The 19,299-nt window shown below is 64.0% G+C and carries 18 protein-coding genes; 8 read left to right on the top strand and 10 right to left on the bottom strand.

Annotated features, from left to right (window positions below; translation table 11 throughout):
• Positions 1 to 80: 80 nt before the first annotated feature.
• Positions 81 to 1,343: a ricin-type beta-trefoil lectin domain protein gene (locus N5P29_RS03440; RefSeq protein WP_262277271.1), complete on the bottom strand. Its 1,263-nt coding sequence runs from the start codon at positions 1,341 to 1,343 to the stop codon at positions 81 to 83.
• A gap of 297 nt (positions 1,344 to 1,640) precedes the next feature.
• On the opposite strand from N5P29_RS03440, the gene N5P29_RS03435 reads away from it, so the two are divergent.
• The 3 genes from N5P29_RS03435 to N5P29_RS03425 are packed head-to-tail and all read left to right on the top strand — an operon-like array spanning position 1,641 to position 5,289.
• The gene (locus N5P29_RS03435; protein WP_262277270.1) at positions 1,641 to 3,536 is read left to right on the top strand and encodes a glycosyltransferase family 2 protein; all 1,896 of its coding nucleotides are present in this window, start codon (positions 1,641 to 1,643) and stop codon (positions 3,534 to 3,536) included.
• Between the two features lie 54 nt (positions 3,537 to 3,590).
• Positions 3,591 to 4,028, top strand: coding sequence for an STAS domain-containing protein (locus tag N5P29_RS03430; protein WP_262277269.1), 438 nt, complete (start codon positions 3,591 to 3,593; stop codon positions 4,026 to 4,028).
• A gap of 1 nt (position 4,029) precedes the next feature.
• Positions 4,030 to 5,289 carry a glycoside hydrolase family 26 protein gene (locus N5P29_RS03425; RefSeq protein WP_262277268.1) on the top strand — a complete coding sequence of 420 codons (1,260 nt, stop codon included), beginning with the start codon at positions 4,030 to 4,032 and terminating at the stop codon, positions 5,287 to 5,289.
• 58 nt (positions 5,290 to 5,347) lie between these two features.
• Here the strand turns inward: N5P29_RS03425 and N5P29_RS03420 are convergent, their stop codons facing one another.
• A complete protein-coding gene (locus tag N5P29_RS03420; protein ID WP_262277267.1) occupies positions 5,348 to 5,977 on the bottom strand; it encodes a membrane protein YczE in 630 nt (209 codons plus the stop codon).
• Positions 5,978 to 6,038: 61 nt separating this feature from the next.
• Between N5P29_RS03420 and N5P29_RS03415 the strand changes: the two genes are divergently transcribed.
• Positions 6,039 to 7,487: a MocR-like transcription factor YczR gene (locus N5P29_RS03415; RefSeq protein WP_262277266.1), complete on the top strand. Its 1,449-nt coding sequence runs from the start codon at positions 6,039 to 6,041 to the stop codon at positions 7,485 to 7,487.
• Positions 7,488 to 7,576: 89 nt separating this feature from the next.
• On the opposite strand, the gene N5P29_RS03410 is transcribed toward N5P29_RS03415, so the two are convergent.
• Positions 7,577 to 8,071, bottom strand: a complete 495-nt coding sequence (locus N5P29_RS03410) for a DUF4188 domain-containing protein (protein ID WP_262277265.1) — start codon at positions 8,069 to 8,071, stop codon at positions 7,577 to 7,579.
• A 77-nt stretch (positions 8,072 to 8,148) separates the two neighbouring features.
• Here N5P29_RS03410 and N5P29_RS03405 point away from each other — a divergent pair, with 77 nt between their 5' ends.
• Complete coding sequence (locus tag N5P29_RS03405) at positions 8,149 to 8,724, top strand: TetR/AcrR family transcriptional regulator (RefSeq protein WP_262277264.1); 576 nt, start codon at positions 8,149 to 8,151, stop codon at positions 8,722 to 8,724.
• Between the two features lie 25 nt (positions 8,725 to 8,749).
• Here the strand turns inward: N5P29_RS03405 and N5P29_RS03400 are convergent, their stop codons facing one another.
• Both N5P29_RS03400 and N5P29_RS03395 read right to left on the bottom strand, forming a co-directional pair.
• A complete protein-coding gene (locus N5P29_RS03400) occupies positions 8,750 to 9,442 on the bottom strand; it encodes an SRPBCC domain-containing protein (RefSeq protein ID WP_262277263.1) in 693 nt (230 codons plus the stop codon).
• Complete coding sequence (locus tag N5P29_RS03395; RefSeq protein WP_262277262.1) at positions 9,435 to 10,085, bottom strand: ArsR/SmtB family transcription factor; 651 nt, start codon at positions 10,083 to 10,085, stop codon at positions 9,435 to 9,437. The genes N5P29_RS03400 and N5P29_RS03395 overlap by 8 nt, the downstream gene beginning before the upstream one ends.
• Positions 10,086 to 10,179: 94 nt before the next feature.
• Between N5P29_RS03395 and N5P29_RS03390 the strand changes: the two genes are divergently transcribed.
• Positions 10,180 to 11,112 (top strand): RluA family pseudouridine synthase, encoded by a 933-nt coding sequence (locus N5P29_RS03390; protein WP_262278501.1) that lies wholly within the window; start codon positions 10,180 to 10,182, stop codon positions 11,110 to 11,112.
• On the opposite strand, the gene N5P29_RS03385 is transcribed toward N5P29_RS03390, so the two are convergent.
• Positions 11,109 to 11,645, bottom strand: a complete 537-nt coding sequence (locus N5P29_RS03385; protein WP_262277261.1) for an O-acetyl-ADP-ribose deacetylase — start codon at positions 11,643 to 11,645, stop codon at positions 11,109 to 11,111. The genes N5P29_RS03390 and N5P29_RS03385 overlap by 4 nt on opposite strands.
• A gap of 54 nt (positions 11,646 to 11,699) precedes the next feature.
• On the opposite strand from N5P29_RS03385, the gene N5P29_RS03380 reads away from it, so the two are divergent.
• A complete protein-coding gene (locus tag N5P29_RS03380) occupies positions 11,700 to 12,350 on the top strand; it encodes a DedA family protein (RefSeq protein ID WP_262277260.1) in 651 nt (216 codons plus the stop codon).
• Here N5P29_RS03380 and N5P29_RS03375 read toward each other — a convergent pair.
• The 4 genes from N5P29_RS03375 to N5P29_RS03360 form a co-directional block, all read right to left on the bottom strand.
• A complete protein-coding gene (locus tag N5P29_RS03375; protein ID WP_144661514.1) occupies positions 12,347 to 12,652 on the bottom strand; it encodes a hypothetical protein in 306 nt (101 codons plus the stop codon). The two genes, N5P29_RS03380 and N5P29_RS03375, sit on opposite strands and share 4 nt — an antisense overlap.
• A gap of 137 nt (positions 12,653 to 12,789) precedes the next feature.
• Positions 12,790 to 15,588 carry a phosphoenolpyruvate carboxylase gene (gene ppc, locus N5P29_RS03370; protein WP_262277259.1) on the bottom strand — a complete coding sequence of 933 codons (2,799 nt, stop codon included), beginning with the start codon at positions 15,586 to 15,588 and terminating at the stop codon, positions 12,790 to 12,792.
• 154 nt (positions 15,589 to 15,742) lie between these two features.
• The gene (locus tag N5P29_RS03365; RefSeq protein ID WP_262277258.1) at positions 15,743 to 16,654 is read right to left on the bottom strand and encodes an ATP-grasp domain-containing protein; all 912 of its coding nucleotides are present in this window, start codon (positions 16,652 to 16,654) and stop codon (positions 15,743 to 15,745) included.
• A gap of 23 nt (positions 16,655 to 16,677) precedes the next feature.
• Positions 16,678 to 18,231, bottom strand: coding sequence for a sigma-70 family RNA polymerase sigma factor (locus N5P29_RS03360; protein WP_262277257.1), 1,554 nt, complete (start codon positions 18,229 to 18,231; stop codon positions 16,678 to 16,680).
• A gap of 149 nt (positions 18,232 to 18,380) precedes the next feature.
• On the opposite strand from N5P29_RS03360, the gene N5P29_RS03355 reads away from it, so the two are divergent.
• On the top strand, positions 18,381 to 19,145 hold the full coding sequence (locus N5P29_RS03355; RefSeq protein ID WP_262277256.1) for a hypothetical protein: 765 nt from the start codon (positions 18,381 to 18,383) through the stop codon (positions 19,143 to 19,145).
• Positions 19,146 to 19,299: the final 154 nt, after the last annotated feature.

The following is a 19,299-nucleotide window of genomic DNA, read 5'->3' as shown; positions in this document are numbered from 1 at the left end:
ACTACTCCAGGAAGCTCCCCAGCCGCCCCAGCAATAGTCGCCGGACCCGCACTTGCTGCGCGCCGCCGTCGGACGCTTTTCTACGCCATCCGCCACCATTTCTGGTTGGCGGAACCGGCGCAATCCCATAATTGCAGACGCGAACCATTCGCGGACCCCCAATCCGCCACATCCACGCATTTGTTGGACTGCGGATTAACCAAATCTCCGGCGTGGGTCAGCTGGAATTGTTGCGCTGCGTTTCCGTTGCATGTAACCAGCTGGATGCGGGCTCCATTGTCAGTGGAGCCCCAGGCCACATCCATGCATTTGCCCAACGATCGAATGGTTCCATTGCTGGCGAAAGTCCATTGTTCCGAGGCGGAGGCGTCGCAATCCCATAATTGCAGTTGGGAACCGTCGACGGCCTGCCGCCCGGCAACGTCGATGCATTTGCCGGCATAACCCTGGATTCGGACAGAGGCCGGCGCGGCCGGTGACGACGGCACGGCCGCCAGTTCGTAAACGCGGACATAATCCACCAGCAGGGATTGCGGAAACACCGTCCCTGCATCCGGAGCGCCTGGCCAGTAGCCGCCAACGGCGAGATTCAGCAGTAGGAAGAAATCATGGTCAAAGGCCCACACCCCGGAAACCGCGGCCGCGCTCTTTCGTGAGTAGGCAATGCCGTCGATGTACCACGTGATGGAGTCTGGGCCCCAGTCCACGGTGAAGGTGTGGAACGCGTCGCCCAGGGCCTTTTTGTTGGGAAGTGTGTAGCTGCCATTGGCCGCGTTGGCGCCGGAATAGCCGGGGCCATGGATGCTCCCCCAGACCGTTCCGGGTTCTTTGCCGACGTTTTCCATGACGTCAATCTCGCCGCTGGTGGGCCAGCCATCGGTGAAGACGTTGTCGCCCAGCATCCAGAACGCGGGCCACATTCCTTGTCCCTTGGGCAGCTTGAGACGGGCTTCGAAACGGCCTTGGGTCCGGCTGAACTTCCCTGCAGTCGTGAGGCGTGCGGACGTGTATTGGCACGGTCCGTAATGGCAGGAGTAGCCCTCGGGATTTTCCCGGCGCACCGTGATGGCCAAGTTTCCCTTGCCATCCAAAGCGGCGTTGCGCGTACTGCCGGTGTAGGACTGCAGCTCTCCGTTGCCCCAGCCCGAACCTCCCGTGTCATGAACCCATTTGCTGTTGTCCGGGGCCGTCCCCGCGGGCCCATTGAACTCATCGCTCCACACCAATGCACCGGCAGCGGGCATTCCGGCTGCCGCCAGCGCCGGAGGCTCAGGAGCGATGAGGGTCGCCACGAGGGTAAATCCGACGAAGACCAGCACCAAGGGCGTGAGTCGTCGCTTCATGAACGCAACTCTGACGGCCCTTTCATACGGAGCGCAAGAGCCTGTGGGCGTGACACGCGAAACGTCACTGGAAGGAAATAATCAACGCGAAAGTACTTAGCAATCCCGTAACGGCGACGAAACGCAGGCGGGAGAAAGTGGGATAAGGAACTTCCGTTCGCAACTGAATTCCTTCCGCTGAGCATCGACGATGCATGCTCCAGGCGCGTCAGCCGTGTCCTCCCACATTTCGCCGTGAAGGCGTCCGGACACCTGCCGCGCCTTTGCCTTTTCCCCAGCAGTTACCGGAGGCTAAATATGGGCATTCGCCAGCAAATTTTGGTCAGGATCCTTGCGGTCCTGGTGGTGTCTTTTGGATTGATTTACATCAGTTGGCGTTGGTCAGGGACCGTTGCGTGGGATGCGTGGTGGATCTCCCTGCCGCTTGTCGCCGCTGAGACGTACAGCCTGGGCGAGTCCACTCTGTACGCGGTCGCCATGTGGAACGCACGACGGCGGCCACCGCCCCCGCCTGCCCTGCCGGGCAGGACCGTGGACGTGTTCATAGCCACCTACAACGAACCCCTCGAGCTCGTCCTCAAGACCGCCATCGCGGCCCGGGACATGGAGTACCCCCACGAAACCTGGATCCTGGATGACGGGAACCGCAGCGCCTTTGCGAGCGCAGCCCGGCAGATCGGCGTGGGCTATATCACCAGAGGTCCCGAGTGGGACGGCCGGCAGCGCTTCGCCAAGGCCGGCAACGTCAATAACGCCCTGTCCATGACCACGGGTGAATTCGTGGCCATCCTTGATGCCGACCAGGTTCCGGAGCCCCGGTTCCTTGACCGCGTCCTGGGCTACTTTGATGCCGAGGAAGTGGCCTTCGTACAGACCCCGCAACATTTCTGGAATGTACCGGACCGTGATCCCCTGGGCAGTCAGGCCGAGCTGTTCTATGGACCCATCCAGCAGGGCAAGGATGGGTGGGATGCCGCGTTCTTCTGCGGCTCAAATGCTGTCCTGCGCAGGGAGGCCCTCATGGCCCTGGGCCTGACGCGCTACACCCGAACCGCCACTGAACACACCTGGAGTGCATTGCGCCGGGGCCGTTCGCGTTTGCAGGATCTCCTGGGTGAGCTGGGCCGCCGGCATCCCACTGCGATGCCGGTGGTTGAGCAGGCGTTGGAGGCGATCAGCCGTGCCGAACAGCAGCTTCGCCGCGGTGAAGTCCTCGCCGAGATCACCTTCGAGCTCAGGGTCTCCTTCCATACGGCGGCGTTGGCTGTTCCGGATGCCATGGAGGATGTCGTGCCGGAGCTTGACGCTGTCCTCGAATCTGTGGACGTCGCCCACACAGACCAGGCATTGGCCATCCATCCGATGGATACCACCACCATTACGGAGGACATGGCCACGGCGATGCACCTTCATGCCATGGGTTGGGGCAGCGTGTACCACCACGAGGTCCTTGTCCACGGGCTGGCCCCGGAGGACGTGTCCACCATGCTCTCGCAGCGGCATCGTTGGGCAGCCGGAACCATGCAAGTGTTTTTCAACGACAACCCGCTGTTCCTGCGCGGGCTGACCCTTGCACAGCGCCTTATGTACCTGGGCACCATGACCAGCTATCTCAACGGCTTCGCGGCACTGAGCTACATCGCCGCGCCGGTGGTGTTCCTGCTCGCCGGCACCTATCCCCTGACGGCAAGTCCTGTGGTGTTCTTCTGCCTGTTCCTGCCGTTCTTTGTCTCATGCCAGCTCTTGTTCCAGGTTGCCGGCAAAGGATCACGCGGTTTGTGGCGCGGCCAGCAGTGGTCCTTTGCCCTGTTTCCCACCTGGATTGCTGCCACCTGCTCGGGTGCTGCGGCTGTCTTCCTGGGCAAGCATCTGACGTTCTCTGTCACGGCCAAGAGCAAGCAGGCGGCGGGCCACGGCTTCCGCCACGTCCGGCTCCAACTGGTGGCGATGGCCATCCTCATTATTTCCTCCGGGGTGGGCATAGCCCGTGCAGCTACTGGTGCGGCGCCGCTTTATCCCACGCTCATCACCCTCGCCTGGGTTGCCCTGGACCTTGCCCTGCTCAGCGTCGTCATCGGGGCCGCCCGGTACCGCGGACCGGGAGAGGAAGAAGTAGATCCGATGCCCGTGCCCGACGAACTCGCCAGCCTCCTTGGCACAGATTCGCTCGCCCCGCCTGCCACCAGGCGCTGACCAGACAAACCCACAAATAAACGCCGTTCCATCCCCCAGCAAGGAGCGACCATCATGTCTACGCTTTCCCATGTCTCAAACGCCACGCCAACATCACTGAAATCATTCGACCTGATCCTCGATGGCGCCTTGGACGCAGCAACGGTCCTCGCCATCCGGCACGACTCCGCCAACGCCGCAACCGACGGGCCCATCCTGGTCCTGTTGGACGTGACCGCAGTGACTTCGGTTGGCGCTTCCGGCGTCGTCGGGCTTTTGGAGGTACTGCACCTCCTGCGCGCCCGTGGCGGAGATTTGCGCCTCTTCGGCAGCTCCGTGGCACTGGAAGACACCCGCCTCCAGGCCCATCTTGGGCAGGTCGCCCGCATCTACGAAAGCCGGGAAGAAGCCGTCGACGGCGGCTGCACACCAGTGCGCGCACGTCACCTGACGCCCCGGTTCGGTGTGCGTAACCTCTTCATGCGTCGGCATCGCACCTTTGGTTGGGGCTGACATGGCCCGGACATCCACAATGATGCCGAACCCGTCCCGGCAGAAAGCAACGCCTCCCACCTTCGCCGGCCATCCCAACCGCAAACGCCGCCGCGCGAGCCTGCTGGTCCCCTTGCTCGTGACAGCCCTGGCAGCTACCGGGCTGGGCTTCGCCTCCAAGGAAGTAGTCCCGATCGTCCAGGCACTATCGCTGTGCAAAGCCGGTGCCGCGGCAGCGATCATCCCCAAAGACGGCGTACTCATGGGGGTAAACCTGGACTGGCACTCCGAAACCCTTGCTGAACACACACAGAATTTGGGGCACAATCCCGCGGTGGTGGTGCAGTTCTCCGACATCCCCTACGACGACGAAACGTGGTCGCACACCACCAACGCCGTCACCCAGGTCCGTGCCGCGGGCGGCGTGCTGCTCCTGACGCTTGAGCCGCACGGCGGCTTGGCGACCATGAGCGACGAAGTCATCGACAAGCTGGCCACCGACTTACGCGCCATCAACGATCAGGGGACGCCCGTCGTCGTACGCTTTGCGCACGAGATGAACGGTTCCTGGTACGCCTGGGGCCAGCAGCCAATCCGCTATGTGGAAGTTTTCCGCAAGGTGGCCGCTGCAGTGCATACCAAGGCGCCGGGCACCTCCATGATGTGGGCGCCGAACTACGGGGGCGGCTATCCGTTCACCGGCGGGCAGTACGCGGCCCGTCCGGGCAGCCCGGATTTCGCCGTACTGGACACCGACCACGACGGCACCCTCACCATGGCCGATGACACCTACGCGCCCTACTATCCCGGGGATGACGCTGTGGACTGGGTAGGAGTCTCGCTGTATCACTGGGGGAACCAGCGGCCTTGGGGCAACAACGATATCGCCGAGCCCGGCAAGTTCCTGGCGATGCTCACGGGAACGTACAACGGCACGGCCGGCAACGACAGTCCGGTGCCCGATTTCTACCAGGTGTACGGCGTCGACCATAACCGTCCGGTAGCCATCCCGGAGACAGCGGCGATCTTCACGCCCGCCCGCAACGGTGCCTCGGAAATGGACGTCAAGCGCACCTGGTGGCGCCAGGTCTTCTCCCCCGAAACCCACCAAAAGTATCCGCAGTTGAAAATGATCAACTGGTTCGAGTGGAAGAAGTACGAGATCGAGATTAACGACGACGTCGACTGGAGGAGCGCTGGATCGCCCGCCATCCGGGACGCGCTGGCTCAGGACCTGCCGGATTGGTTGCGGTACGGCGAGGATTTGGAGGCGTGCCGCTAGGAGCGGCGCAGCGTTACTGGCAGTCCGGCCTCTCGATGGGTGCCATCAAGGACTGGGTTCAGGCAGCGGTTGCGGCCTCCACGGCTTCCGTGGGGGCCGTTTCCTTTGCCCGCTCCGGCACCATGAACCTGGGCAGGAGCACTTGGACGATCGGGCCGATCGCTAAGGCGTACACCACGGTACCCACGCCAACGGAACCGCCCAGCAGGAAGCCAACAGCAAGGACAACCACTTCGATTCCGGTGCGGACCAGCCGAACCGACCATCCCGTACGCCGGACAAGGCCTGTCATGAGGCCATCGCGGGCACCGGGGCCCAGCCGGGCACCGATGTAGCAGGCAGAAGCGATGCCGTTGAGGATCACCGCACCGGCCAGCATGGCGATCTGTCCGCCCAGATGCGAGAACTCCGGGATGAGCCAAAGGCCCAGGTCCGCGAAGAGACCCACCAATACCGCGTTGGCGATGGTTCCCACACCCGGCATCTGCCGAAGGGGAATCCAGAGCAGCAGCACCAGGAAGCTGACCGCGATAACCACGACGCCGATGCTGAGGCCGGTCTTGCCGGCCAGGCCCTGGTGGAAAACGTCCCAGGGGTCCAGACCGAGACCGGCCCGGACGAACATGGCCAGGGAGATTCCGTACATTGCCAGGCCGATCAGGAGCTGCGTGATTCTGCGGGTCATCATGATGTCTATCGTCCAGCAAAACTGGCCTTGTATTCCATAGCCAGTTTGGAATACTGGTCTGATGGCTCCCTCCTTGAATCCCACCGCACTGCTTCGCCTCCTGGGGCAGTGGAACTCCGGCGCCCTGCCCGCCTACCGTGAGCTTGCCGACGTCGTGCGTTTGCTGGTGATGGACGGCCGCATCCCGCTGGACGTCGCCTTGCCCAGCGAGCGCGCACTTGCACAGTCACTGGGCGTCAGCCGGACGACCGTCACGGCGGCGTATGCGAGCCTCCGCGAGCAGGGTTTCCTCACGGCGGGCCAGGGCAGCCGCGGCCGGACCTGCATCCCTCACCGCTCGGCGCCGGCGAGCATGCCTGGCCTGGCCGCGCCGGAAGGCCTCCTGGACCTGGCCTATGCTTCCTTGCCCGCGGCGGGCGAAGCGGTCCACCGCTCGTTCGCGGACGCGCTCACCGAACTTCCGGCGCTCCTGCCGGGGTTCGGATACGACGCCATGGGTGTCACCGCCCTGCGTGAAGCGATCGCGGACAAGTACACGGCCGACGGCGTGCCGACCACCCCCGCACAAATCCTCGTCACGTCCGGGGCGCAGCACGCGCTCAACATCGTGCTGCGCACCCTGGCCGGCAGGCAGGACAGGGTGATGGTGGAACACCCCACGTACCCCAACGCACTGGACGCCATTCGCTCGGCGGGATGCCGGATCCTGCCGGTGGCCCTGCCCCCGGACACCTCACCCGCCTGGGACATCGATGCGATGGTGGCGGCCATGAGCCAGCAACGGCCCGCAATGGCCTACCTGGTTCCGGACTTCCACAACCCGACAGGGCGCATCATGTCCGACCTCCAGCGGAGGAGGCTGGCCCGGGCCGCCGCAGCCGCGGGCACGGTGCTGGTGGTGGATGAGACGCTGCGTGGCCTCAACCTCGACGGCGTACGCACCTCCCCGATGTCAGCATTCAGTTCCGCCGTGGTTTCCATCGGGTCGCTGAGCAAGTCCCACTGGGCCGGCCTCAGGACCGGCTGGATACGCGCGGACGAAGCACTGATCCCCCGCCTCATTGCGACAAGGACCGTGATGGACCTGGGAGGTCCAGTGGTGGAACAGCTCGCGGCCGCGCGCCTGATCAGGTCCTTCTCCGAACCCCTGGAAGCCCGGCTCGGGGAGCTCCGCCGCAACCGGGAGTCGCTGCTGGGCCTGCTGGAGCAACACCTGCCAGAGTGGGACGTGGAAAGGCCGCGAGGTGGCCTGACCGTGTGGTGCCGGCTACCGAGCCCTTGCAGCACAGCCCTCACGGTGCTGGCCCCCGATTTCGGCGTGCGCTTGGCGGCGGGTCCGCGCTTCGGGGTGGGCGGAGCGTTCGAGCACTACCTCCGCGTCCCGTTCACACTGCCCCCGGAGCAACTCGAGGTCGCCGTCCTGGCCTTGCGTGCCGCACAAGAGAAGCTCGACAATTCTCCCCAGCTGCGCCGGACCCTCAAACCCGGGCGCCCGGCCGCCGTCGCCTAACCTTGCCGCCGCACCGCCCAACCCCGGCGCCGCCCAACCAGGGGACAGCACTTGCTTCAATGAGGCTCCGTAGCGACGTTTGCTGTCCCCTAGTTGGGTGAGGTGGCCGCTGAACGCATCCGCTGCTTTGCCGTATTGGTACCCGGGCCGACGGGAACGTGCGATGTTGCCTTCGCAAGGCCGAAGGCCGGCATGCCGTTGTACACCACTTCAATACCCGACGCCGGCACCTGGTACGTCTCGTGCCACACGCCGACGTCCCCGCTGCCCGCGATCTCCCTCATGAACTTCCGCCACGGCCCAAGGTGGGGCGAATCCCGGTCCGCAGCAAATCGCCTCAAGTGTTCCGGGCTTTCCCAGTAGCTCACGATGATCGTGGTCCGCCCGAACCACTGTTCACTACCGAGCAGCCCCGCGTCCGGGTTGGTGGCAAGGTGACGCATCATGGCGGGCATGGCCGAGGCCACTTGGGCAAGCCTGCCAATCTTCCACCACCTGTTGGCCCGCATTCCGATGAGGAACACGGTCACTTCGCTGCGCCCGATGTCGGCTGTGAAACGGCCGGGGAAGATTTCCTGTGCCATGGCGATCCTTATGTTTGTGGAATGTAACCCAGTTTCGTAACAGCGTTATGAAACGATGTTATGAAACAATGGGAAACATGGCAAGACCCATCGTCCACGATCACCTGGTCCAGCAACGGCTGCTGGCAGTCACCGCCGATCTCGTCGACCGGGACGGCCCCGCCCGCGTCACGTTGCGCGACGTCGCCTCCGCTGCAGAAACCTCGACTACGGCCATCTACTCGCTCTTTGGCGGCAAGGCCCAACTGCTCACGGCCGCCATCGACGACGGCTTCCGATCGTTCGGCGAATCCCAGCGCGCGGCGGCAGAAGGCGGACTGCCAAATCTCGGGCGGGCCTATCGCACCTGGGCCTTGGAGCATCCGGCCCTGTACCGGCTCATGTTCGGCGGCGCTCTGGCGTCCTATGTTGAATGCAGCCCGACGCCGGATGTCGCCTCGGACTCGATGCTTCCCCTTGTTGAGGCGGTCACCTCAGCGCAGGAGGCCGGAAGACTCCGGGCCGGGGATCCCATGGTGATCGCGATGGCCATCTGGGGCCAGGTCCACGGCCTGGTAAGCCTGGAGTTGGCACAGATGAACCAGCCGGACACCGACTGGGCGGCCATCTACGATGCCGCCCTTGATGGAGTTGCCCGCGCCTGGGCTCCGTAAGGAACCCAGGCGCGGGACCCGGCCCTTACGCGTATACCTTCTCCAGGAACGCACCCCAGGTTTTCGCGGTCAGCTCCGGGTCTGCCGAACCACTGAAGTCGTGCACGGTCATCCCCACGGGAGCGCCAAAGACATTGCGGCCAAAGAAGCGGTACATGGCATCTGCCGTCCGGAGGCCGAGGAAGTTCTCATCCGAGAAGTCCACCTCGCCGCTGCGCCGCCCAACGCCGTCGAGCTCCAACTCAACAGTAGTCCCCGCAGTGGTTCCATCAACCCCCAGAGCCTTCTTCAGCTGAACGAAACCATCCGGCGTTTGCGACGACGCAGGCGCCTGGATGTCCGTGAATGTCACGGGCTTGCCGTCGAAGAACTGCAAGTACTGGCCCAAGGTGTGCAGGTAGAAGCGGGTGTGCTTGCTGGCGCCGTCGTACTGCTCGTCCCAGTTGTCAGCGAAGATCCCGCTGTGCACGTAATGCAGCTTGGCGCGCCCACCTTCGAGCGGCTCAAGAACGTGCTCGAGTTGGTTGAACCAGCCATCAGGGCCGTCCATCCGCGACACGAGGTGATTCGGGTACTCCTCCACATTTCGCACGGCAGGCCACTGATCCGTGGGGAACATCCAGGCCGCGGTATCGGCGGTGACGGCGTTCCACACGCGCTCGGGGGTGCCGGGCAGCTCGGTATCCGCCACGATTTCGAAGTTCCGGTTGTCAGTCATTGCTTTGGTCCTTGTCTGCTGGTTGTTCTGCTGCGGGAGTGGTTTGTGGTGTGGTTTTCAGTGCGGGGTGAAGGACGACGACGAGCCGGTGCTTGCGCCCGCCACCTGCCTGGGCGGCAGGACCGCCGTCGTGGTACTTGTCCACGAGCTGAGTCACCGCCACCCCGAGTTCTTCCGCGAACGCGGCGCGTTCGGCGGCCGAGCGGAAAGTGATTTCGCCGTCGATCGCGAAGCTGGCCAGTTTTTTCTTGGCCGCGGCTGCGCCGGAAATGAGCTTGCCCATCTCCTGGACAGTGCGGGACGCGAGCGCCAGCAACCAGAAGGCCGAGAAGCGGTCCGCGAATCGGCGGGGGTCCGGCGCAACGGAAGCCAGCGCCACAGGCGAAATCAGGTATGACGCCGCCGTCGCACGCAGTACGCGCTCGGTGACGTTGCCCTTGCGGCGCTCCTCCACCAGTTCCACCAAGCCATGACGCTCCAGGGCCTTGAGGTGGTAGTTCACTTTCTGGCGCGGCAGGCCGACCTTGGCGGCCAACTGGGTGGCCGACGCCGGTTCCACCAGTTCCTGGAGGATGCGTGTCCGGATGGGGTCCAGCGAAGCTTCCGCTGCTGCCGCGTCCTCGATCACTTCGATGTCCAACATGGATCCAGTATGCCTACCGACAATTTTTCTTGTCAAGAACTTTTTTGTGTTCGGTCGCTGGTCCTGTTGCGAGGCAAAGTAGAATTGTCCGGTGATGCAATCCCCCCTCCCCGTACGCGACGGCGTGAACGCCACCCGCCTCCGCCTCCCGGACGAGGGCCCTTGGGACACGGCGATGGACTACATGATGCATCGCTGGGGACACATCGACCCCCAAGGCATCGAGGACCGTTTCGACGCCGGCGAAATCGTGGGTGAAGGCGGCGTGCCCCTGACACGGAGCACCAAGCTGGAGGACCACACCTTCATTTGGTACTACCGCACCCTGCCTCCGGAAAACCGCCTGCCCGTGGAGATCAGCATCCTCCACCAGGACGAGCACATCCTCGTGGTGGACAAGCCGCACTTCCTGCCCACCACGCCCGGCGGCACCTACATCCAGGAATCGGCGCTGGTCCGGCTGCGGAACCTGCTGGACCTGCCGGACCTCATCCCCATGCACCGCCTGGACCGCATGACCGCTGGTTTGCTGCTGCTCTCCACCAACCCGGAGACACGCGGCAAGTACCAGGTGCTCTTCGAAAAGCGCCAGGTTCAGAAAGAGTACGAGTGCGTCTCGGCCGCGACGCCCGCCGCGGGCTATCCCGCCGTCGAATTTCCCGCCACGGTCCGCAACCGCATGACCAAGTCCCGCAGCTATCTGCTGGCCGAAGTCATCGACGGCGAACCTAACGCGGAAACGCGGATCGAGCAAGTAAAAACGTTCGACGCCGGCACTCAGCAGCGCGCGCTGTACCGGCTGGAACCCCACACCGGCAAAACGCACCAGCTGCGGGTGCACATGGCCTCACTCGGCCTCGGAATCGTCAACGACGCCTTCTACCCGGAGCTGCTGGACAAGGCCCCGGACGACTACAGCAAGCCGCTCCAACTACTGGCCCGCGGCATCACCTTCGTGGACCCCATCACCAAGAAGCCCGTGGAATACCAAAGCCAACTGGAACTCAGCGAAGCACACCCCTCCTAAGGCAACGCTGAGCGGAAGACCGCCGTCGTGTCCTCCGAGAACAGCACGAACTCCACCAACTCCAGTGGACCGTCCCCCGTCCCGCCTGCCGCAGCAGAGGTCGCAAACCGTTCAACGGCGTCGAACGCTACCTCGGCGACCTGGCGGGCATCCCAACCATAGATACCCGCGCTGATTGCCGGGAAGGCAATCGACCGGGCACCCAAGCCGGCAGCCACCACCAAGCTCTCGCGGAAGCAGGACTCCAGCAGCGCCGGGTCGGTCTGCCCTGCATGCCGGTTCGGCCCCACGGTATGGATCACCCAGCGCGCCGGAAGCCTGAACCCGGGCGTCGCCACTGCGGCTCCCACGGGCAGCCCATCAGGCAGGCTGGTGCGGCGTAGTTCGCGGCAAGCCTCAAGAAGCTCCGGTCCGGCGGCCCGGTGAATGGCGCCGTCCACTCCCCCACCGCCGAGCAGCGAAGAATTGGCCGCATTGACGATTGCGTCCACTGAACGGGTGGTGATATCCCCCTGAAGGATGTCGATGCGCATGCCCACAGTCTCGCGTCCGAGCGGTGGACGCGGCAAGTGCGGTATTTTGTGCGCATGGACATCACCGCCCCGGAGACCTGGGGATCCGCAATCTACCTGTGGATCGTCCCCATTGTGCTGGGCGATGCCATTTTCCCGCCCATTCCCTCCGAGATGGTGGTGATCACCGGCGGAGCGCTCGCAGCCGACGGTCACGCCAACTTCTGGCTGATCCTTGTCTTGGCCGCATTTGCTTCCTGGCTCGGTGACATGGCGGTTTTCATGCTGTTCAAACGGAGGATCAGCCACGTCCTGGACCGGTGGTCGTGGGGCCGCCGCGTTCACCGCGGTATCCACGAAGCGATCGCCAAAGCGGGCCGCTCGTCCACCTACGGCGCAATCATCGGTGCGCGCTTCATTCCCGGCGGCCGGCTCGCGACGTCCGCGGCAGCTGGAATCGCCAACGTCTCCATCCGCGGATTCGGTTTCTGCGCAAGCCTCGGCGGCGTCCTGTGGGCAGTGTGGCAAGTGGGACTGGGCTACTTCACCGGCTCGGCTACCAAACTCCCGTTCTGGGCCAGCTCGCTCATCGGGGTGGGCGTCGGCCTGGTGATCGGCGTGGTGGTAGGCCTGATCGTCACCCGGCGGCGCGGGTCCCGCTCTCCGGTGGATGAGCCGTTCGACGCCGACGGGTCCGGCAGCGTTGCCCGCCCGGAAGAGAGCTAGACGGGCGACCAGCGTCCGCGGCTGCGGCGCAGCACGTACAGGCTGCCGGTAACAGCAACCCGTTCGACGGCGTCACGCATCATGGCTGCCGACGTCAGGGCGTCGTCGTTCTCACCTGCGTAGTCCCGGTCATTCACTGTGAAGCGAAGGCTGATCTGCGGAACGCCGCCCACGATGTCCAACTGGTTCGATTCCACATGGTGGCGGGTTTCCAGGGCCTCGATCGCCGCGGCCATGACGGACTCCGGAGCGTTTCCCGGTTTGAGGCCAGTGATCTTCAGCTTGGTTTGGAACGACGGCATCCCACCACCCTAACCCTCCCTCACATCCCCCGCCCTTTAAACGGATCCCTCCCCCACATCCCCCGCCCTTTAAACGGATCCCTCCCCCACTGGGTGAGGGAGGGATCCGTTTTACCGCTCGGGATGTGAGAGAGGGTTTAGCCGGTGTTGCGGAGGCCGGCGGCCACACCATTGACGGTGATCAGCATGGCCCGCTGCAGCCGCTCGTCGATCTCGGCGCCGGAAACGGACTCCTCGCGGACACGACGGAGCAGTTCCACCTGCAGGTAGCTGATCGGATCCAGGTACTGGTCCCGGATTTCCAGGGAGCGCTTCAGCGTGGGCTGGGCGTCCAGCAACTCAATCTCGCCGGTGAGCCGTTCCACCTCGGCCACAGTGAGCTCGTACTCGTCACGGATCATGTGGAACAAGCGGTGCAGTTCCTTCGGAACCAACGAGGAAACATAGTGCCCCGCGATCTCCATGTCCGTCTTGGCCAGGGTCATCTCCACGTTGGAGATGACCGAGCGGAAGAAGTGCCAGCGGTCCATCATCTCGCTGAGCTGCCCGGTGTCACCGGCCTCGCGGGCGGCCTTCAAGCCGGAACCGACTCCGAACCAGCCCGGCACGATCTGGCGGGACTGCGTCCAGCCGAAGACCCACGGAATGGCGCGGAGCCCACCGAGTCCTGCGCCGGAGTCCGGACGCTTGGAGGGCCGCGATCCGATGTTGAGGGAGCCGAGCTGTTCCACCGGAGTGGAGGACAGGAAGTAGGCCGGAAGGTCGGGATCGTCGATGAGCTCGCGGTAGCGGGCAAACGCGGCGTCAGAAATGGTCTCCATGACGTTGGCGTAGCGTTCACGCTCGTCTTCAGAGGTCCGCGGCGTACGGTGCAGTGCCGAGCCCTGCATTACCGCGGCCAAAGAAAGCTCAAGGTTTTCCCGGGCAAGATCCGGCAGCGAGTACTTGTCTGAGATGACCTCGCCCTGTTCGGTGAACTTGATTTCCCCTTCAAGGACACCGTTCGGCTGGGCCATTATGGCGTCGTAGGTGGGTCCGCCACCACGGCCCACGGAACCACCGCGGCCGTGGAACAGGCGCACCCGTACACCATGCTTGGCGGCAACATCGCGCAGCTTGCGCTGGGTCTTGTGGATCTCCCACTGGCTGGTCATGACGCCGGATTCCTTGTTGGAGTCCGAGTAACCGAGCATGATTTCCTGGATATCGCCGCGGAGCCGCACCAGTTCGCGGTAGGACGGATCGGACAGCAGCTGGTCCACGATCTCCGCTGAGGCACGCAGTTCTTCCACGGTTTCCAGCAACGGAGCAAAACCGATCTTGGCGTGGGGCTTTGCGCCGAAGAGGTCGATCAGGCCGGCCTCGCGGGCCAACACGGTCGCGGCGAGGACGTCGTCGGCACCACGGGTCATCGAGATGATGTAGGTCTCCACCACGTCCGGGCCATAGGTGTGCAGGGCCTGCCGGATGCTGCGGAAGACGTCATAGGTGCCGTCAGCCGTTCCCTCAAGCTTGATCGGGTGACCGGAGAGCGGACGGCGCGAAGCGAGCTCTGCGCCAAGGAACTCGAACCGCTCTTGGCGGGTCAGTTCGCCGTACGGCTTTTCGGTGCCGAGCCGGTCTACCAGCTGCCCGACGGCGTCGTGGTGGTAGTCGGCATGCTCACGGATGTCGAGGGTGGCCAGGTGGAGGCCGAAAGCTGCGATGGCCCGGCGGACGCGTGCCAGTGCACCGTCGGCCACCAGTGCTGCCGAGTGGTTCCGAAGCGAGGTTTCCAGGAGTCCGAACTCGGCCAGCAGCTCCGGAGTTGTGGAGTAGTCCCGGCCCGGCTCGTGGTGGGTCGAGGCCGCAATACGCCTGCCCGTGTTGATGAGCTTTGCCTTGATGCACGTGAGCTTGAGCCGGTAGGGCTCCTGGGCATTCAGTTCCAGGATGCGCTTGTCCAGGCCCGGCAGGTTCTTCAGGTCCACCTCGATGGAGTCCACCAATTCCTGGTCCGCACCGAACAGCGCAGTCGAGTTGGACAGGACGGAAATCAGATCATCGATCAGTGCGATGCCGATACGGACCGCGTTCTGGTTCTGAAGCTGCAAAATTTCGCGGGTCACTGCCGCCGTGACGTTCGGGTTGCCGTCGCGGTCGCCACCGATCCACGAACCAAAACGGAGCGGCGCACCGGCGGCAGGGAGCTTCACGCCGTGTTCGGCAAGGAGCTCCGCGAGGTCGGTGAGCATTTCCGGCATGGCGTCCGTGAGGATGCTGTTCAGGTAGTAGATCGCGTTGCGTGCCTCGTCCACAGGGGTGGGCCGGACCTGACGGAGTTCGTCGGTCTGCCACATCTGGTCGATGATTTCCGAGAGCTGGCGGTCCTGGCGGCGGCGGGCGGAGGTGCCCTCCTGCGTCGGTTGGGCCAGGACGTCGGAGAGTTTCCGGATCTTGTCCAGCACGGAACGCCGTGAAGCCTCTGTGGGGTGCGCCGTGAAGATCGGACGAACGTCCAGCTCGTTGACAACGTCCTGAAGGACCTGGGGACCTGCCTGTCCGGCGATCTCGGACACGGCCTTGGCCAACCAGCCATCCTTCTCCTGGCGGGTACGCAGGCCGCGCACGCGGTGCACCTGTTCAGCTGCGTTGCTGAGGTGGAAGTAGAACGCGAAGGCCCGGACCAGGTCGGTGGCTTGCTCAAGCGGCAGGGAGGCGAGCAATTCGCGGACCTGGGCAACGACGTCGTGCGCGCTCCAGGGGCCGGTGGCGTCAGCGCCGCCCCGCGCTGCTTCCTTTGATTCCTTGGTCAGCAAGCGGACCTGCTCTACGAGTTCGAGCAGTTCCGGACCGTGCTGCCGGACCAGGGACTCCCCCAACAGGGTGGAAACGCGGCGCACATCGGCGCGCAGTTCTGCAGCGAGGTCGGTGTCTTGATGGGCAGTGTGAACCATGGATACATACCTTCGGGGAGAGGTTTGGCCCGTACACTGCGCTGGATACTGTGAGCCGGATTACTGTTGTTTCCTACGGGATCTTACCCGGCCCCAACCCCAGCAAAGAATGTGTCTCAAAATTTGGCACAGGCTGTTGCGCCCTGCCGTAAAGTCACACCGCGCCGCCCACCACCTGCCCGGCAGCGTATCGCTTCATGGCATGGTGCAGGAGTTCGGGCGCGTACGCACTGTGCGGGCCGAACCGCGCATTCACTTCCAGGACCACCGGCGTTCCGTCCGGCATGCGCCGGATGTCCATATCTACGGCCCCCGTCAGGCCCAGGGCCGCAGTGGCTGCGGCTGCGGTGCCGGCGACGTCGGACGCCGACGACGGCGCCAGCCTTTTGACCGAGACGGCACTGCCCCAGCGTCCGTACTTGAGTTCGGATTTCTCCATCACCACAACAACGTCGCGGTGATCGCCTTCAATTCCACTTCGGTACACCATGGGCGCATATTCAGTTCCCGTGGCGAAGCGCTGAACAAGCCAGGAATCGTCCAAGGTGCGCCAGATGCGTTCGGCGTTCCGGCCGCCGTCGGTGTGTCTTTCCAGGATCTGCACTCCCCGGCCGCCCCGGGACACGCGTGGTTTCACCACCAACCATCCGCCCATCCTGGCCATCGCCTCATTCATGGAGCTGAAGTCTCCGGGTAATCCGAAATCGGGTACCGGTACGCCGACGTTGTCCAAGCACTTCATGGTGAGGTATTTATCGCTCGCAATTGAGACCGGCGCAGGGTCTGCAATCAGCATCTCGGCGCCGGGGGCAAAGTCTTTCCTGGCCGCTGCTGCGGCCACCAACTCCCCGCTGACCGTCGGTATGACAACATCGACGCCGTGGGCGGCCACGAGTCCGCGCAGTTCCCACAAGTAGCCGGGAGCGTCCACCGGCGAAACCACGGCCACCGCATCTGCTGCCGAACCATGGACCGGCCGCATATCAACACCCAGAACCCAGTGTCCAAGGTCCCTTAGCTGACGTGACAGCGAAAGCCCTGTCGACCCACCGACACCTGTAACCATTACCCGTACCATCGCGGCTCCCATCAGTATTTGCAAACAAAGTTGGCGGTCGTAAGGCCTGTGCCACTAAGGGAGTAGCTGAGCAGGCCGCCGGAACCGGGATCATTGGGCACGGATTCCAGATGAAAGTGGAGGTCACTTCTCTGGACCAAATCCGTCACGCAGGACACCGCATTGGAATTTATCGCCGAGCACGACCAGCCGGCAGGCGCCACTACGGGCTGGGCTCCGATCAGGACATCGTTATCCAGCGCCAGGACAACCTTGCCGCTCCCCAAGGGTTCGGTTCCCGATGCGGTGAAGTTGATATCCCAGCTTGAAACGCTGGAGGTCCCTGCCCCGTTACGGTCCGTCGTGGTGACCCACTTTGCTGAACCGCTGACGGCAGCCAACGACGTCGACGGCGGTTTGGGCGCGGTGGTCGCCGACGGCGTCGGGACTGGTACGGGCGTAGTCTTCGGCTCCGGTGGAGTGACAGGTGCCGGTCGCTCTTCCACGGGCACAGGAGGGGCGTCGGCGGTGGGCGCTGTGACGGTGGGCGGTGCCGGCGGGGGTGTTGGCGGCCTTGGGCTAGGCTCCGGAGACACAGCACCGGTTTCGACGGCGTGGGGCTCCGGAGGAGCGTCGGGCACAATGATGTCCACAATTCCCATGGTCCCCAGCACCAATCCGACAGCGGCCGCCGCGGTGACCGCAGTGGCGACCGGATGAGCCAGTGCGGGTACGGCGAGGAAACCCTTGACCGGTAAGATCCCGCCCAGCACCCCAAGCCCTGCCCCCTTTCCTACCCACGCTGCCAGCGGAATGCCCGTGACCAGGGGCAGGAGAACCGCCCGCATGGTTCCCTGGACATCTTTCAACTCAGCGAGGGCTGCCGTGCATTGTGCACAACCGCGCAGGTGCGCGCGGACTTTGGCCTCGGCGCCGCTGGCGAGGCCTCCTCGAATGTAGGAGCCAAGCTTCCCAGCGAACTCTGCGCAGGCGCTGTCAGCCTTTTCGGCAATGTGGAACTGCAGGTACTGCCTCCGCAATCCTTCACGCGCGCGTACTGCCAGGGCGGAGACGGCATTGGCTGACAACCCCAGGATCGGAGCGACGGCCGCGGGTTTCATCCGTTCAACGTCCAGGTACCACAAGACGGCCTGCCAGCGTTCGGGCAATGACCGGAACGCCTTGGCCACCGTCTTGGACTCGAAAGCCTCGACGGCGGCGTCAGGCCCGGCCATGGTCTGGTCCAGCAAAGACTCGTCGCCACTGGGAACCAGCCTGCCGCTCTTACGATTCTGCTGGTGCGAGAGCCTGGTTACTGTGGATAACAGATAGGCCCGGAAGAAGTTGTCGGGCCCTTTGCCGGCCACCAGGCTCCGGAGTACCGATTGGAAGGCTTCGGCTACGACGTCTTCAGCGTCGCTCGGGTTGTCGACATTACGCTTGGCAACGGTTGAGGCGATGGCTACGTGGCGCTCATAAAGGTGGTTGAAGGCCGACATGTCTCCGCTGCGGACCAGCTCAATCAAATGCCCGTCGTCGTTGACTCCACGGTTGGATTTGTTGCTCGAGCGTGACCCCCGTGCCATCTATGCGCCCCCAAAACGTCATGAACCGTGCCCATATAGATGAAGTGGGGGCCGACTGTGAGACGTGACGCGATTTTGTCCACAATCTTTACCAACGTTCTCTTGGACCTGCGTCGTCACGAAACGGCATCGGCGGGCACTGTTCCGATATGACATCGTTCCGGACAAAGCCACTTGCCGAATGCGCCTTTCCGCGGCATCTTTTGCTGCGCCGGTGGCAAACCACCAGCTACCAGGCAGGCTGGAGGTTCCGCTCGGATTGGTTCCAGCCGGAGGTCCGGACCGTGGTGATGTCCCTCGCCACAAGGGCCGTCATTCCGGCAAACACGGCCAAATCCCTGGGCGCTGCGCGGGCCAGGAATGGCGTGGGCATCAGCGAAACCATGATGGATTTCAGGGCCCTCTTCACGGCGGCGAATCAATCCCTGGACGTGGATGCCCTTCAGTCGCTGGCCGAGGGCTGGGCCGAGGCCACCGAGGCCGCTCCGCCGATTTCCTGCACCGACGTTTATACAGGCCTGGCTACCAAGGCCCATTTCCAACGCCAAATCCACGAGGTCTCGGGGTTAGCCACAGGATGTCAGGGGGCGTATGCGCTGGCTGTCCTCTCGATGCCCGGCCACCGGGGCAGCCACGGCTATTGTTGGACCCAACTGGCCCTCCTCGGAGAGGCAGTGAAAGGACAACTCAGAGGGACCGGGGCAACAGCCATGTACCAGGATTCCGCGATCCATATCCTCTTTCCCGTCAGTGAGGAGAACCTCTCCAGGGTGGTCCAGTGCAAAGCGGCCTTGGAAGCTGTTGAGGACGCCGCCCTCACCCCTGTCCGGATCGCGTTCTATCCCCTGGCGTCCGATGCTGCGGCGGTGCCCACAGTAAAGGCCCCTGTTGTATCCTTCTTCGAATCAAACTGAGGAAGGTCACTGCGTCATGAAGTGACCAAATCTGACACTGACTCTTTGATGGGCCACACCCGGGACTCTCCGGGCGTGCCATCACACGCGGCTCGCGCTGGCATGGGTTGGGGGCCAGCGCGAGCCGTTCCAAGGGAATGCAACCTGCTGGTGC

Origin of the sequence: Paenarthrobacter sp. JL.01a (genome assembly GCF_025452095.1) — a bacterium.
GTDB lineage: Bacteria > Actinomycetota > Actinomycetes > Actinomycetales > Micrococcaceae > Arthrobacter.
This window is presented reverse-complemented; position numbering and strand designations above follow the sequence as displayed.

What these genes read in the sequence shown, in the direction of transcription:
- N5P29_RS03400 (WP_262277263.1), bottom strand. Translation starts at nt 9,442, where the DNA reads ATGACTGACAACCGGAACTTCGAAATCGTGGCGGATACCGAGCTGCCC.
- N5P29_RS03355 (WP_262277256.1), top strand. Translation starts at nt 18,381, where the DNA reads ATGACATCGTTCCGGACAAAGCCACTTGCCGAATGCGCCTTTCCGCGG.
- N5P29_RS03385 (WP_262277261.1), bottom strand. Translation starts at nt 11,645, where the DNA reads ATGCGCATCGACATCCTTCAGGGGGATATCACCACCCGTTCAGTGGAC.
- N5P29_RS03365 (WP_262277258.1), bottom strand. Translation starts at nt 16,654, where the DNA reads ATGGTTACAGGTGTCGGTGGGTCGACAGGGCTTTCGCTGTCACGTCAG.
- N5P29_RS03430 (WP_262277269.1), top strand. Translation starts at nt 3,591, where the DNA reads ATGTCTACGCTTTCCCATGTCTCAAACGCCACGCCAACATCACTGAAA.
- N5P29_RS03395 (WP_262277262.1), bottom strand. Translation starts at nt 10,085, where the DNA reads ATGTTGGACATCGAAGTGATCGAGGACGCGGCAGCAGCGGAAGCTTCG.
- N5P29_RS03415 (WP_262277266.1), top strand. Translation starts at nt 6,039, where the DNA reads ATGGCTCCCTCCTTGAATCCCACCGCACTGCTTCGCCTCCTGGGGCAG.
- N5P29_RS03425 (WP_262277268.1), top strand. Translation starts at nt 4,030, where the DNA reads ATGGCCCGGACATCCACAATGATGCCGAACCCGTCCCGGCAGAAAGCA.
- N5P29_RS03375 (WP_144661514.1), bottom strand. Translation starts at nt 12,652, where the DNA reads ATGCCGTCGTTCCAAACCAAGCTGAAGATCACTGGCCTCAAACCGGGA.
- N5P29_RS03405 (WP_262277264.1), top strand. Translation starts at nt 8,149, where the DNA reads ATGGCAAGACCCATCGTCCACGATCACCTGGTCCAGCAACGGCTGCTG.
- N5P29_RS03420 (WP_262277267.1), bottom strand. Translation starts at nt 5,977, where the DNA reads ATGATGACCCGCAGAATCACGCAGCTCCTGATCGGCCTGGCAATGTAC.
- N5P29_RS03435 (WP_262277270.1), top strand. Translation starts at nt 1,641, where the DNA reads ATGGGCATTCGCCAGCAAATTTTGGTCAGGATCCTTGCGGTCCTGGTG.
- ppc (WP_262277259.1), bottom strand. Translation starts at nt 15,588, where the DNA reads ATGGTTCACACTGCCCATCAAGACACCGACCTCGCTGCAGAACTGCGC.
- N5P29_RS03410 (WP_262277265.1), bottom strand. Translation starts at nt 8,071, where the DNA reads ATGGCACAGGAAATCTTCCCCGGCCGTTTCACAGCCGACATCGGGCGC.
- N5P29_RS03390 (WP_262278501.1), top strand. Translation starts at nt 10,180, where the DNA reads ATGCAATCCCCCCTCCCCGTACGCGACGGCGTGAACGCCACCCGCCTC.
- N5P29_RS03360 (WP_262277257.1), bottom strand. Translation starts at nt 18,231, where the DNA reads ATGGCACGGGGGTCACGCTCGAGCAACAAATCCAACCGTGGAGTCAAC.
- N5P29_RS03380 (WP_262277260.1), top strand. Translation starts at nt 11,700, where the DNA reads ATGGACATCACCGCCCCGGAGACCTGGGGATCCGCAATCTACCTGTGG.
- N5P29_RS03440 (WP_262277271.1), bottom strand. Translation starts at nt 1,343, where the DNA reads ATGAAGCGACGACTCACGCCCTTGGTGCTGGTCTTCGTCGGATTTACC.